This window comes from Pseudomonas sp. RP-B7, assembly GCF_059803535.1.
Genome location: NZ_JAPFHC010000018.1, coordinates 79,860 through 93,957 on the forward strand (window position 1 = coordinate 79,860; position 14,098 = coordinate 93,957).

A 14,098-nucleotide genomic window follows, 5' to 3' on the forward strand; every position below is an offset into this window, starting at 1 on the left:
AAATAGACCAGTGATCGGCGGCGAACGTTACATGAGGAGTGTCCCATGCATATTTTGCTGACCGGCGGTACGGGTTTGATCGGCCGCCAACTCTGCCAACACTGGCTTGCCCAGGGCCATCGCCTGACCGTGTGGAGCCGTCACCCGGAACAGGTTGCCAAGGTCTGCGGCGCTCAGGTGTCGGGAGTCGGCCGCCTACAACAGGTTATCGGCCCGGTGGACGCGGTCATTAACCTCGCCGGTGCGCCCGTCGCGGATCGCCCTTGGACCCACAAGCGCAAGACGTTGTTGTGGAACAGCCGGGTCGGCCTGACCGAAACCCTGCTGGCGTGGCTCGATGAGCTGGCGCAAAAACCGGCGGTGCTGATCTCCGGTTCCGCCGTGGGCTGGTACGGCGACGGCGGCGAGCGTGAGTTGAGCGAAGCCAGCGGCCCGGTGCAGGACGATTTCCCCAGCCAACTGTGCATCGCCTGGGAAGAAACTGCGCAGCGCGCCGAAGCCCTGGGCATACGCGTGGTGCTGGTGCGCACGGGCCTGGTACTGGCGGCCGAGGGCGGCTTTTTGTCGCGCCTGTTGCTGCCGTTCAAGCTGGCGCTGGGCGGGCCGATCGGCAATGGTCGGCAGTGGATGCCGTGGGTGCATATCAAGGATCAAATCGGCCTGATTGATTTTCTTCTGCACAACGCCGACGCCAGCGGTCCTTATAATGCGTGCGCGCCACACCCGGTGCGTAACCGCGAGTTCGCCAAGACCCTGGGCCAGGTGCTGCATCGCCCGGCGTTCATGCCGATGCCGGCTTTTGCGTTGAAGGTCGGGTTGGGCGAGTTGTCCGGGTTGCTGTTGGGCGGGCAGAAGGCCGTTCCGGAGCGGTTGCTGGCGGCCGGTTTCACTTTTCAGTTCACTGAGTTGCGCGCGGCCCTGGATGACTTGTCCAGCCGCCTCTAAAGATAGGATGTTGCATGACGGATCACGCGTTGTTACTGGTCAACCTGGGCTCACCGGCGTCCACCTCGGTGGCCGATGTGCGCAGCTACCTCAATCAGTTTTTGATGGACCCCTACGTGATCGACCTGCCGTGGCCGGTGCGGCGCTTGTTGGTGTCGCTGATCCTGATCAAGCGCCCCGAGCAGTCGGCCCACGCCTACGCTTCGATCTGGTGGGGCGAAGGCTCGCCGCTGGTGGTGCTCAGCCGCCGCCTGCAACAACAAATGACTGCGCAATGGAGCCAAGGCCCGGTGGAATTGGCGATGCGCTACGGCGAGCCGTCGATTGAAAGCGTGCTGACCCGCCTCGCCGGCCAGGGCATCCGCAAGGTCACGCTGGCGCCGTTGTATCCGCAGTTTGCCGACAGCACCGTGACCACGGTGATCGAGGAAGCCAGGCGTGTGGTGCGCGACCACAAACTCGACGTGAAATTCTCGATTCTGCAACCGTTTTACGACCAGCCCGAATATCTCGACGCCCTGGTCGCCAGCGCGCGGCCGTACGTGGAGCAGGATTACGACCACCTGCTGCTGAGTTTCCATGGCTTGCCTGAGCGCCACCTGACCAAGCTCGACCCTACCGGCCAGCATTGCTTCAAGGATGCCGACTGTTGCAAGAACGCGTCTGCCGAGGTGCTCAAGACCTGCTATCGCGCGCAGTGCTTCAGCGTTGCCCGTGACTTTGCCGCACGCATGGGGTTGCCCGAAGGCAAGTGGTCGGTGGCGTTCCAATCGCGCCTGGGCCGCGCCAAGTGGATCGAACCCTATACCGAAGCCCGTCTGGAAAGCCTGGCCCGGCAAGGCGTGAAGAAGCTGCTGGTGATGTGCCCGGCGTTCGTGGCCGACTGCATTGAGACGCTGGAGGAGATTGGTGATCGCGGGCTGGAGCAGTTCCGCGAGGCGGGGGGCGAGGAGTTGGTGCTGGTGCCGTGCCTGAATGATGATCCGCAGTGGGCGAAGGCGTTGAATACCTTGTGTGAAAAAGCACCCGTTGAGCTGTAACTGAACCTGGCGCAGTCTAAATGTGGGAGCGGGCTTGCTCGCGAATGCGGTGGATCAGTCAAATAATAAGTGACTGACATACCGCATTCGCGAGCAAGCCCGCTCCCACAGTTTTTACCGCGTTACAGATTGAGGGTCAGGCTGACCGTGAGATTGCGCGGTTCACCCGGGTTGACCCAATAGTTGCTGTAAGACCGCTCGTAGTACTTCTCATCAAACAGGTTATTGAGGTTCAGTCCTACGGTGACATTCTCTGTGGCCTTGTAATGCGCCAACACATCCACCGTGTGATACGCCGGCAGCTCAAAGCCCGTGCCCGCCTCACCGGAACGATCCCCCACATAAGTAAACGCCGCCCCCAGGTCTGATCCACGCAAGGCGCCGTCCTGGAATTCATACACGCCCAACAGGCTGGCGCTGCGCTTGGCCACGCCAAGGATGCGGCTGCCGGCGGGAATGGCTGTGTCGCCTTTGGTGACTTGGGCATCGATGTAGGCAAAGGCCCCGATCACCCGTACGGCGTCCGTCACTTGCCCGGTCAGCTGCAGGTCAAAGCCCTGGCTGCGCGCCTTGCCCATGGCGCGGTTGAGGTTGGTGGCCGGGTCGAGGGTGAGCACGTTTTCCTTCTCGATATGGAAGGCGGCGAGGGTGGCGCTGAGGCGGTCGTCGAACAGCTCGCTCTTGATCCCCACTTCGTAGCCCACGCCTTCTTCCGGCTTGAAGCCTTTGCTGTTGGCGTCCAAGCCGCTGTTGGGTTTGAACGAGGTGGAGGCGTTGGCGAACACGCCGACTTCTGGCGTGAGCTGGTAGAGCAGGCCGGCGCGCTGGGTGAGGGCGTCGTGGGTCTGCTTGCCCGGCGGCGCGTTGCGGGTGAAATCGTCGATGCGTTGCTCGAAATGCTCGAAACGTGCGCCGACCATGCCGCGCAGGCGCTCGGTGAAGACGATCTGGTCTTGCAGGTTCAGCGCGTGGCTTTTGGTCTGTTCGAAGAAGTCGGTGCCGCTGCGTGTGCCGTTGGGTTTTGTCTGGCCGTAGACCGGGTTGTAGAGGTCGATGGCGTAGGGGCTGCCGGCGATGGCGGTGACCCGTTCGTTCTTGCGGTAGTCCTCGTATTCGGTGCCGACCAGCAGTTCGTGTTGCCAACTGCCGATGTCGAACAGGCCGCGCAGTTCCAGTTGGGTGATGCTGTCGTGCCAGCCCATGGAGCGTTCGCGGTAGCGGCGGTTGAGGGTGTGGCCATCGGCATTCAGTGCGCGGTTTTCCGAGGCGTCGCCCCACAGGCTGCCCTGTTTGTAATGGCTGGCCAGGCGCAGGCTCCAGGCGTCGTTGAGGTGATGTTCGAGGGCGGCCTGGATGCGATTGTTGTGGTTGTCGATGTCGCCGTCGTTGGGTTCGCCGAGGAAGGTTGAGCGAGATACGCCGGGGGCGGCGACGATGCCGCGGTCGAAGGTGGAGCTGTGGCGCACGAATTCGCTTTCGACGAGCAGCGTGGTATCCGGGTCCAACTGCCAACTGAACGAAGGGGCGACGAATACGCGCTTGCTCTGCACGTGATCGCGGAAGCTGTGGTTGTCCTCCACTGCCAGGTTGACCCGTGACAGCACGTGGCCTTCGCTGTCCAGCGGCGTGTTGATGTCCAGGGCGGTGCGGTAGCGGTCCCAGCTGCCGGCGCTGGTTTGCAGGGTGGTGAAGGCTTCAGGCTGGGGCTTTTTGGTGACGATATTCACGGTGCCGCCGGGATCGCCGCGCCCGTACAGGCTGGCGGCGGGGCCCTTGAGCACTTCGATGCGTTCGATATTGGCCGTGTCCGGGGTGCTCGGGTAGCCACGGTTGGCGCTGAAGCCGTCCTGGTAGAACTCGGACGTGGTGAAGCCGCGCACGCTGTATTCGTAGAGCGTCAGGCCGCCGAAGTTGTTCTGCTTGGACACGCCGCCGGCAAATTCCAGGGCGCGCTCGACGTTGGTGCTGCCCAGGTCTTTGAGCACCGTGGCCGGAATCACGCTGATGGATTGTGGGATGTCGCGAAGGGCGGTGTCGGTTTTGGTCGCGCTGGCCGAACGGGTAGCGCGGTAGCCGTTGACCGGGCCTGTGGCGGACTCGTAAGCGTCGGGGGTGACGCTGATGGCATCGAGTTCCAGGGTGTTGTCTTCGGCGAAGGCGGGATCAAGCAATAGACCCAAGGCCAGGCCAGCCAGGGGGGCAATTCTTCGAGACGGCATGATAGAGCGTTCCAATGTCGATATTGAAACAATATAACATGCCTAATGAGAATGAATCGCTATGAAATATGAGCTTTCAGGTGCCCGCGAACAGGCACCTCGCCGAGGGCGTTTATTCCTCTTCTTTCACCGGCGCCGGTGGTGGGCGCAGGCCGATTTCCGCTGAGAGCTTGATTTCCTTGCCGTTGCGCATCACCAGGATCGTCACCTTGTCGGTCGGTTTGATCCGCGCCACTTGGTTCATCGACTTGCGGCCATCGCCGGCCGGTTCGCCGTCGATGCTGAGGATCACGTCGCCCAGTTGCAGGCCGGCTTTCTGTGCCGGGCCGTCACGGAAGATCCCGGCGACCACGATGCCCGGCCGCCCGGTCAGGCCAAACGATTCGGCCAGGTCCTTGGTCAGCGGCTGTACTTCAATGCCCAGCCAGCCGCGGATCACCTGGCCGTGCTCGATGATCGACTTCATCACTTCTGTCGCCAGCTTCACCGGGATCGCAAAGCCGATGCCCTGGGAGCCGCCGGACTTGGAGAAAATCGCCGTGTTGATACCGGTCAGATTGCCATTGGCATCCACCAGCGCACCGCCGGAGTTGCCCGGGTTGATCGCCGCGTCGGTCTGGATGAAGTCCTCGTAGCTGTTCAGGCCCAACTGATTGCGCCCAGTGGCACTGATGATGCCCATGGTCACCGTTTGGCCCACGCCGAACGGGTTGCCGATGGCCAGCGCCACGTCACCTACACGCAGGCCGTCGGAGCGGCCGAGGGTGATGGAGGGCAGGTTCTTGAGGTCGATCTTCAACACGGCGAGGTCGGTTTCCGGGTCGCTGCCGACCACGCGGGCCAGGGTTTCGCGGCCGTCACGCAGGGCCACCACGATCTGGTCGGCGCCGGTGGTCACATGGTTGTTGGTGAGGATGTAGCCCTCCGGGCTCATGATCACGCCGGAACCCAGGCTGGATTCCATGCGGCGTTGCTTGGGCCCGTTGTCGCCGAAATAGCGGCGAAACTGCGGGTCTTCAAACAACGGGTGCGACGGTTTGTTGATGACCTTGGTGGTGTACAGGTTGACCACCGCCGGCGCGGCGATGACGACCGCGTCCGCATAGGTCACCGGGCCTTGCACCACCGCGCTGGTTTGCGGTGCCTGTTGCATGTTCACATCCAGGCTGGGCAGGCCCACCCATTGGGGATAACGCTGAATGATCAGCATCGCGATCAGCACGCCAGCCAACAATGGCCATCCAAAAAAACGCAGTGCCTTGAGCATCAAGTAAGTCCTGACAGGTTGCAGGGGGCGGGAGAGCGCCCATAATGGCGCGCATTATACGAGGCTGTGAGTGCCTTCGAACGGGATATTTAGGAGTCTTTTATGGCCGTTGCCCTGAGCACATTAGTCGACGAAGCTGACCGCTACCTGAACAGCTCCAAAATTGCCGATTATTGCCCCAATGGCCTGCAAGTCGAGGGGCGCCCGCAGGTGATGCGCATCGTCAGCGGTGTGACCGCCAGCCAGGCCCTGCTGGACGCGGCCGTCGAGGCCGGGGCCGACCTGGTGCTGGTGCACCACGGTTATTTCTGGAAAGGCGAGAACCCCTGTATTACCGGCATGAAGCAGCGGCGCCTGAAAACCCTGCTCAAGCACGATATCAGTCTGCTGGCCTATCACCTGCCGCTGGACCTGCATCCCGATGTCGGCAACAACGTGCAACTTGCCCGGCAATTGGACATCACCGTCGAAGGCCCGCTGGACCCAAGCGACGCCAAGGTCGTCGGCCTGGTCGGCTCCCTCGCCGAACCGCTGTCGCCCCGCGACTTTGCCCGCCGTGTGCAGGAAGTCATGGGCCGTGAGCCGCTGCTGATCGAAGGCAGCGAAATGATCCGTCGCGTCGGTTGGTGCACGGGGGGTGGCCAGGGTTACATCGACCATGGGATCGCGGCCGGCGTGGACCTGTTCCTCAGTGGCGAAGCCTCCGAGCAGACCTTCCACAGTGCGCGGGAAAACGACATCAGCTTCATCGCCGCCGGCCATCACGCCACCGAGCGTTACGGTGTGCAAGCGTTGGGGGATTACCTGGCGCGGCGGTTTGCGCTGGAGCACCTGTTTATCGATTGCCCGAACCCGATCTGACAAATACCGCCGAACAAATGTGAGAGCTGGCTTGCCTGCGATAGCATCATCGAGGTGCAACTGATACACCGAGGTGTCTGCATCGCAGGCAAGCCAGCTCCCACCTGTCCCGTGTTCGTAGTGGGTGATGAGCCAAACCTGGGGGCATATTCATATACCGTTTCGATCTAGTCCGCTCCCTGATTAGAAGAAGGTGCTGTGCTAGCATGCCCCGCTCGAACACGGCCCGCTGGCCGTCCACAAGATCGTTTTTCCGTGAGTAACCATGGTCGACAAACTGACGCATCTGAAACAGCTGGAGGCGGAAAGCATCCACATCATCCGCGAGGTCGCCGCCGAGTTCGATAACCCGGTGATGCTCTACTCGATCGGTAAAGACTCCGCCGTGATGCTGCATCTGGCACGCAAGGCATTCTTCCCGGGCAAGCTGCCGTTCCCGGTGATGCACGTCGACACCCAGTGGAAATTCCAGGAGATGTACAAGTTCCGCGACAAGATGGTCGAGGAGCTGGGCCTGGAGTTGATCACCCACGTCAACCCGGACGGCGTGGCGCAGGGCATCAACCCGTTCACCCACGGTAGCGCCAAGCACACCGACATCATGAAGACCGAGGGCCTCAAGCAAGCCCTGGACAAGCATGGTTTCGACGCCGCGTTCGGCGGTGCCCGTCGCGATGAAGAGAAATCCCGTGCCAAAGAGCGCGTGTACTCGTTCCGCGACAGCAAGCACCGCTGGGACCCGAAGAACCAGCGGCCCGAGCTGTGGAACGTCTACAACGGCAACGTCAACAAGGGTGAGTCGATCCGTGTGTTCCCGCTGTCCAACTGGACCGAGCTGGACATCTGGCAGTACATCTACCTGGAAGGCATCCCGATCGTGCCGCTGTACTTCGCCGCCGAGCGTGAAGTGATCGAGAAGAACGGCACGTTGATCATGATCGACGATGACCGCATCCTCGAGCACTTGTCCGACGAAGACAAAGCCCGAATCGTCAAAAAGAAAGTACGTTTCCGTACCCTTGGCTGCTACCCGTTGACGGGCGCGGTGGAGTCCGAAGCCGAGACGCTGACGGACATCATTCAGGAAATGCTCCTGACGCGAACTTCCGAGCGCCAGGGCCGTGTCATCGACCACGATGGCGCAGGCTCGATGGAAGACAAAAAACGTCAGGGTTATTTCTAAGGGGTTGTCACCAATGTCGCATCAATCTGATTTGATCAGCGAGGACATCCTCGCCTACCTGGGCCAGCACGAGCGCAAGGAAATGTTGCGCTTCCTGACCTGCGGCAACGTCGATGACGGCAAGAGCACCCTGATCGGGCGCCTGCTGCACGACTCCAAGATGATCTACGAAGATCACCTGGAAGCCATCACCCGCGATTCGAAGAAAGTCGGCACCACCGGCGACGACATCGACCTGGCGCTGCTGGTCGACGGCCTGCAGGCCGAGCGTGAGCAGGGCATCACCATCGATGTGGCCTACCGCTACTTCTCCACCGCCAAGCGCAAATTCATCATTGCCGACACCCCTGGCCATGAGCAGTACACCCGCAACATGGCCACCGGCGCGTCCACCTGTGACCTGGCGATCATCCTGATCGACGCCCGCTACGGCGTGCAGACCCAGACCCGTCGCCACAGCTATATCGCTTCGCTGCTGGGCATCAAGCACATCGTGATTGCCGTCAACAAGATGGACATCAATGGCTTTGACCAAAGCGTGTTCGAGTCGATCAAGGCCGATTACCTGAAGTTCGCCGAAGGTATCGCGTTCAAGCCGAGCACCATGGCGTTCGTGCCGATGTCGGCGCTCAAGGGCGACAACCTGGTGAACAAGAGCGAGCGTTCGCCTTGGTACACCGGGCAGTCGCTGATGGAGATCCTCGAGACCGTCGAGATCGCCAACGACCGCAACTACACCGACCTGCGTTTCCCGGTGCAGTACGTCAACCGTCCGAACCTGAATTTCCGCGGTTTCGCCGGCACCCTGGCCAGCGGCATCGTGCACAAGGGCGACGAAGTCGTGGTGCTGCCGTCGGGCAAGAGCAGCCGCGTCAAATCCATCGTCACCTTTGAAGGTGAACTGGAACACGCAGGCCCAGGCCAGGCCGTGACCCTGACCATGGAAGACGAGATCGACATCTCCCGTGGCGACCTGCTGGTGCATGCCGACAACGTGCCGCAAGTGACCGACGCCTTCGACGCCATGCTGGTGTGGATGGCCGAAGAACCGATGCTGCCGGGCAAGAAATACGACATCAAGCGCGCCACCAGCTACGTGCCGGGTTCCATCACCAGCATCGTGCACCGTGTGGACGTGAACACCCTGGCCGAAGGCCCGGCGAGTTCGCTGCAACTGAACGAGATCGGCCGGGTCAAGGTCAGCCTCGATGCCGCCATCGCCCTGGACGGTTACGACAGCAACCGCACCACCGGTGCGTTCATCGTCATCGACCGCCTGACCAACGGCACTGTGGCCGCGGGCATGATCATCGCGCCGCCAGTGAGTCACGGCAGTTCGGCGCAGCACGGCAAGCTGGCCCATGTAGCGACTGAAGAGCGCGCCCAGCGCTTTGGCCAGCAACCGGCGACCGTGCTGTTCAGCGGCCTGTCGGGCGCGGGCAAGAGCACCCTGGCCTATGCGGTTGAGCGCAAGCTGTTCGACATGGGCCGTGCAGTGTTTGTACTGGATGGTCAGAACCTGCGCCACGACCTGAACAAGGGGTTGCCGCAGGACCGTGCCGGTCGCACCGAGAACTGGCGTCGTGCCGCTCACGTGGCGCGTCAGTTCAACGAAGCCGGCCTGCTGACCCTGGCTGCGTTCGTTGCGCCGGATGCCGAAGGGCGTGAGGCGGCCAAGGCGCTGATCGGCGCCGACCGTTTGTTGACCGTCTATGTGCAAGCGTCGCCGCTGGCGTGCGCCGAGCGTGATCCGCAAGGCCTGTACGCTGCCGGTGGGGATAACATCCCGGGCGAATCTTTCCCGTACGACGTGCCGTTGAATGCCGATCTGGTGATCGACACCCAGGCGTTGTCTGTGGATGAGAGCGTCAAGCAAGTGCTGGAGCTGTTGCGTCAGCGCGGCGCGATCTAAAGATCGTCGCTACAAAAAAGCCCGCCACCGAGTCATCGGTGGCGGGCTTTTTGTGGAGGGCTTGAAAACAACTCGGTCAAATGTGGGAGCGAGCAAGCCCGCTCCCACATTTTGATCAGTGTTTGCCTGGGAATTGTGTGTGCAGTTTTTCTAGCAGTTGGTCTTTTTCTTCCCATAGCTGGTTGATCCAGCCCTGGAAGGCCGTCCGGTACTCCCCGTCCTGCTCATAATTCTTGCCAATGAACGCGGCCGGGATCTGCACCTCTTCAAACTGCACCACAACGTCCTGCACATTCCCGCACAGCAAATCCCAATAACCAGGGCGCCCGGCCGGGTAGTGAATGGTCACATTGACCAATGACTTCAACTGCTCCCCCATCGCATCCAGCACAAACGCAATGCCACCGGCCTTGGGCTTGAGCAGATAGCGGAACGGCGATTTCTGTTGCGCATGCTTGCCCGGGGTAAACCGCGTGCCTTCAGCAAAGTTGAAAATACCCACCGGGTTGTCGCGAAACTTCGCACAGGTCTTGCGGGTGGTTTCCAGGTCCTTGCCTTTCTTTTCCGGGTGCTTCTCCAGGTATGCCTTGCTGTAGCGTTTCATGAACGGAAAGCCCAAGGCCCACCATGCCAGGCCGATCACCGGGACCCAGATCAGCTCCTGCTTGAGGAAGAACTTCAGTGGGCGAATTCGCCGATTGAGCACGTACTGCAACACCATGATGTCGACCCAGCTCTGGTGGTTGCTGGTCACCAAATACGAGTGCTGGTAGTCCAGGCCTTCCAGGCCGCTCAGGTGCCAGCGTGTGCGACGAACCAGATTCATCCAGCCTTTGTTGTTGGTGACCCAGGCTTCGTGGGTGTGGTTCATCAGCCATTCGCTGAAACGCTTGGCGAACGGCAGCGCCTTGAACAGGGCCACGATAAACAGGAACGAACACAACAGGATGGTGTTCAGCGCCAACAACAGCGACGCGATCACCCCGCGCACGGCGGCAGGTAGGAAAGCCAGCATTTAAATATCCATAGGTCGGTTGGCGGCTTGGATCGCAGTCAGTGCGATGGTGTACACGATGTCGTCCACCTGGGCGCCACGTGGCAGGTCGTTGACCGGCTTGCGCAGGCCCTGGAGCATCGGCCCCAGGCTCACGCAGTCGGCGCTGCGTTGCACGGCCTTGTGGGTGGTGTTGCCGGTGTTGAGATCAGGGAACACGAACACCGTGGCCTTGCCGGCGACCTGGCTGTTGGGGGCCAATTGCCGCGCAACGTTTTCGTTGGCGGCGGCGTCGTACTGTAGCGGGCCGTCGATCAGCAGCGAGCTTTGCTGCTCGTGGGCGAGCAGGGTGGCTTCGCGGACTTTTTCGACTTCTTCACCGCTGGCCGAATCACCGCTGGAATAGCTGATCATCGCCACGCGCGGCGTAATCCCGAACGCGGCGGCCGAGTCGGCGCTTTGCAGGGCGATTTCCGCCAGTTCCGCCGCACTCGGGTGCGGGTTCATCACGCAGTCGCCGTACACCAGCACCTGCTCGGGGAACAGCATGAAGAACACCGACGACACCAGGGTGCAGCCCGGCGCGGTCTTGATCAGTTGCAGGGCGGGGCGGATGGTGTTGGCGGTGGAGTGGATGACGCCGGAGACCAGGCCATCCACTTCATCCAGCGCGAGCATCATGGTGGCGATCACCACGGTGTCTTCCAGTTGCTGCTCGGCCATCGGCGCATTGAGGCTCTTGCTCTTGCGCAGGGCCACCATGGGTTCGACGTAGCGTTGGCGGATCAGGTCCGGGTCGAGGATCTCCAGGCCCTCGGGCAATTCGATGCCCTGGGCGCGGGCGACGGCTTCCACGTCCGCCGGTTTGGCCAGCAGCACGCAGCGCGCAATCCCGCGGGCCTGGCAGATCGCGGCGGCCTGCACGGTCAGCGGTTCACTGCCTTCGGGCAGCACGATGCGCTTGTTGGCCGCCTGGGCGCGCTGGATCAGTTGGTAGCGGAACACCGCCGGCGACAGGCGCATCTCCCGTGGCGTGCCGCAGCGTTGGTGCAGCCAGCGCGCATCAAGGTGGCTGGCGACGAAATCGGTGATGATCTCCGCGCGTTCGCGGTCATCGATGGGGATTTCTTTGTTGAGGCTATTGAGCTGGTTGGCGGTGTCGTAGGAACCGGTGCTCACCGACAACACGGGCAGCCCGGCCTGGAATGCGCCACGGCACAGATCCATGATGCGCGGGTCGGGCAGGGTGTCGCTGGTCAGCAGCAGGCCGGCCAGGGGCACGCCGTTGATCGCGGCCAGGCTGACGGCGAGGATGATGTCGTCGCGGTCGCCGGGAGTCACCACCAGCACGCCGGGCTTGAGCAGTTCTACGGTGTTACGCATGGTGCGCGCGCAGATGATGATCTTGGTCATGCGCCGGCTTTCGTAGTCGCCGGCGTTGAGGATCTGTGCGCCCATCAGGTCGGCCACGTCGCGAGTGCGCGGGGCGTTGAGTTCCGGTTGGTAGGGAATGCAGCCGAGCAGGCGGAAGTCGCCGCTGCGCAGTAACGGTGAGTGTTCTTTCAGGCGGGCGGAGAAGGCTTCCATGCTTTCGTCGGTGCGCACCTTGTTGAGGATCACGCCGAGTACTTTCGGGTCTTTCGGGCCGCCGAACAGTTGGGCCTGCAATTCCACGCGGCCGGAAAGTTCGGTGAGCACTTCGTTTTCCGGGGCCGAGACCAGGATCACTTCGGCATCCAGGCTCTTGGCCAGGTGCAGGTTGACCCGCGCCGCATAGCTGGCGCTGCGGGTCGGCACCATGCCTTCGACGATCAGTACGTCCTTGCCGACTGCGGCCTGCTGGTAGAGGGTGATGATTTCTTCGAGCAACTCGTCGAGTTGGCCGTCGCCGAGCATGCGCTCGACATGGGCCAGGCCCAAGGGTTGTGGCGGTTTGAGGCCGTGGGTGCGTGCCACCAGTTCGGTGGAGCGCTCGGGGCCGGTGTCGCCGGGGTGCGGCTGGGCAATCGGCTTGAAGAACCCGACTTTCAGCCCGGCCCGCTCAAGGGTACGCACCAGCCCAAGGCTGATGGAGGTCAGACCCACACCAAAATCGGTGGGCGCGATAAAAAAAGTCTGCATGCGGATTCTCTGGAGGTGCATGGCTTGGGTGGCGCTCTATGGCTGAGCGTCTACCGCGAATCAGGTGCCAAGGTTATCGTTATTCGCGTGCTTGCGCACACCAGCCGCAGGCAAAGGGCTGGCCTATTTTTTCCAGGCGTTGCGCGGGGTCCAGGACCCAGGCGCGGGTTTGCCAGGGCGGCTGGTGGCGCAGGTGCTGGGTGTGGCCGCAGGAGAGCTCGGCGACCCAGTGTTGGTCGTCGTCCAGATGAAAACCGATGACCGTCGAGTCGCGTGTGCGACCCCGTCTGTCCGGGTTGTGTTCGCTTTCGGGCAAATCCTTGTTTAGACTTGTCCGTTCTTCATTCTTATGCAAAAGGTCTCGCCCCATGACGATCGCCGCTAACAAGGCTGTCTCCATCGACTATACCCTGACCAACGACGCTGGTGAGGTCATCGACAGCTCCGCCGGCGGCGCGCCGCTGGTCTACCTGCAAGGCGCAGGTAACATCATCCCAGGCCTGGAAAAGGCTCTGGAAGGCAAGAGCGTCGGTGACGAACTGACCGTTGCCGTAGAACCTGAAGATGCTTATGGCGAGTACTCGGCCGAACTGGTCAGCACCCTGAGCCGCAGCATGTTCGAAGGCGTTGACGAGCTGGAAGTGGGCATGCAGTTCCACGCTTCCGCGCCGGACGGCCAAATGCAGATCGTGACCATCCGTGATCTGGACGGCGACGACGTTACCGTTGACGGCAACCACCCGCTGGCTGGCCAGCGCCTGAACTTCCAAGTGAAGATCGTTGCCATCCGCGACGCTTCCCAGGAAGAAGTGGCTCACGGCCACGTCCACGGTGAAGGCGGTCACCAGCACTGATCGATGTATTGATCAGCTGCTAGCAAAACGCCCCGACCTGTTCGGGGCGTTTTTTTTGTGCCCGTATTTTGTGGCGGCCGGGCTTTTGTAGTGAGCGGGCTTGCCCCGCGCAGGGTGGCGAAGCCGCCCCAAATCCAATCACCTCGGTCTCTCTGAAACACCGCGGCGGACCGTTTGGGGCGGCTTCGCCACCCAGCGCGGGCAAGCCCGCTCACTACAAGTATTTTCAGGTGCAAACAAAAATGCCCCGGACCTTTCGGTACGGGGCATTTCTTAACTGTTGCGTAACCTGGGTTACGCGGCAGTTGTTACCACTTAGGCTGCTGCAGCGACGTTCAGAGCCTTGATGTGGCCATTCAGACGGCTCTTATGACGAGCGGCCTTGTTCTTGTGGATGATGCCTTTATCGGCCATACGGTCGATAACTGGCACAGCCAGAACGTAAGCTGCTTGAGCTTTTTCAGCGTCTTTGGTGTCGATGGCTTTAACTACATTCTTGATGTAGGTACGAACCATGGAACGCAGGCTGGCGTTGTGGCTGCGACGCTTCTCAGCCTGTTTTGCACGTTTTTTGGCGGAAGGTGTGTTGGCCACCGTCGAGCTCCTCGAAAGACTTTTTAGGAAATAGCAAACAAAATAGGCCGCGAATCATGCCGATGAGTTGATTGGTTGTCAAGGGCGGTTGATGCGAACTGCTGAGTG

12 protein-coding genes are annotated in these 14,098 nt (G+C 61.6%); 6 read left to right on the top strand and 6 right to left on the bottom strand.

Annotation, left to right across the window (positions count from 1 at the left end; all coding sequences use genetic code 11):
* Window positions 1-45 precede the first annotated feature (45 nt).
* On the top strand, window positions 46-945 hold the full coding sequence (locus tag OPU96_RS17630) for a TIGR01777 family oxidoreductase (protein WP_498559420.1): 900 nt from the start codon (window positions 46-48) through the stop codon (window positions 943-945).
* A 14-nt stretch (window positions 946-959) separates the two neighbouring features.
* Window positions 960-1,985 (top strand): ferrochelatase, encoded by a 1,026-nt coding sequence (gene hemH / locus OPU96_RS17635; protein ID WP_498559421.1) that lies wholly within the window; start codon window positions 960-962, stop codon window positions 1,983-1,985.
* 122 nt (window positions 1,986-2,107) lie between these two features.
* Here the strand turns inward: hemH and OPU96_RS17640 are convergent, their stop codons facing one another.
* Entirely contained in the window at window positions 2,108-4,204 is a 2,097-nt protein-coding gene (locus tag OPU96_RS17640) for a TonB-dependent siderophore receptor (RefSeq protein ID WP_498559422.1), read from the bottom strand.
* A gap of 112 nt (window positions 4,205-4,316) precedes the next feature.
* Window positions 4,317-5,471: a Do family serine endopeptidase AlgW gene (algW, locus tag OPU96_RS17645; RefSeq protein ID WP_192297763.1), complete on the bottom strand. Its 1,155-nt coding sequence runs from the start codon at window positions 5,469-5,471 to the stop codon at window positions 4,317-4,319.
* Window positions 5,472-5,573: 102 nt separating this feature from the next.
* On the opposite strand from algW, the gene OPU96_RS17650 reads away from it, so the two are divergent.
* The 3 genes from OPU96_RS17650 (at window position 5,574) to cysN (ending at window position 9,427) form a co-directional block, all read left to right on the top strand.
* The gene (locus tag OPU96_RS17650) at window positions 5,574-6,332 is read left to right on the top strand and encodes a Nif3-like dinuclear metal center hexameric protein (protein WP_192297762.1); all 759 of its coding nucleotides are present in this window, start codon (window positions 5,574-5,576) and stop codon (window positions 6,330-6,332) included.
* Between the two features lie 265 nt (window positions 6,333-6,597).
* Window positions 6,598-7,515 (top strand): sulfate adenylyltransferase subunit CysD, encoded by a 918-nt coding sequence (gene cysD, locus OPU96_RS17655; RefSeq protein WP_017735179.1) that lies wholly within the window; start codon window positions 6,598-6,600, stop codon window positions 7,513-7,515.
* Window positions 7,516-7,528: 13 nt separating this feature from the next.
* Window positions 7,529-9,427 carry a sulfate adenylyltransferase subunit CysN gene (gene cysN / locus OPU96_RS17660; RefSeq protein ID WP_498559423.1) on the top strand — a complete coding sequence of 633 codons (1,899 nt, stop codon included), beginning with the start codon at window positions 7,529-7,531 and terminating at the stop codon, window positions 9,425-9,427.
* Between the two features lie 115 nt (window positions 9,428-9,542).
* Here cysN and yihG read toward each other — a convergent pair whose 3' ends face one another.
* The 3 genes from yihG to OPU96_RS17675 form a co-directional block, all read right to left on the bottom strand.
* Entirely contained in the window at window positions 9,543-10,442 is a 900-nt protein-coding gene (gene yihG, locus OPU96_RS17665; RefSeq protein ID WP_498559424.1) for a 1-acylglycerol-3-phosphate O-acyltransferase, YihG family, read from the bottom strand.
* A complete protein-coding gene (gene pta, locus OPU96_RS17670) occupies window positions 10,443-12,542 on the bottom strand; it encodes a phosphate acetyltransferase (protein WP_192297759.1) in 2,100 nt (699 codons plus the stop codon). It abuts the gene before it with no gap.
* Window positions 12,543-12,621: 79 nt separating this feature from the next.
* Entirely contained in the window at window positions 12,622-12,912 is a 291-nt protein-coding gene (locus OPU96_RS17675) for a DUF3565 domain-containing protein (protein WP_192297842.1), read from the bottom strand.
* On the opposite strand from OPU96_RS17675, the gene OPU96_RS17680 reads away from it, so the two are divergent.
* On the top strand, window positions 12,911-13,396 hold the full coding sequence (locus OPU96_RS17680; RefSeq protein WP_017737905.1) for an FKBP-type peptidyl-prolyl cis-trans isomerase: 486 nt from the start codon (window positions 12,911-12,913) through the stop codon (window positions 13,394-13,396). The two genes, OPU96_RS17675 and OPU96_RS17680, sit on opposite strands and share 2 nt — an antisense overlap.
* Before the next feature lie 315 nt (window positions 13,397-13,711).
* Here OPU96_RS17680 and rpsT read toward each other — a convergent pair whose 3' ends face one another.
* Window positions 13,712-13,990: a 30S ribosomal protein S20 gene (gene rpsT, locus OPU96_RS17685; protein ID WP_003171647.1), complete on the bottom strand. Its 279-nt coding sequence runs from the start codon at window positions 13,988-13,990 to the stop codon at window positions 13,712-13,714.
* Window positions 13,991-14,098: the final 108 nt, after the last annotated feature.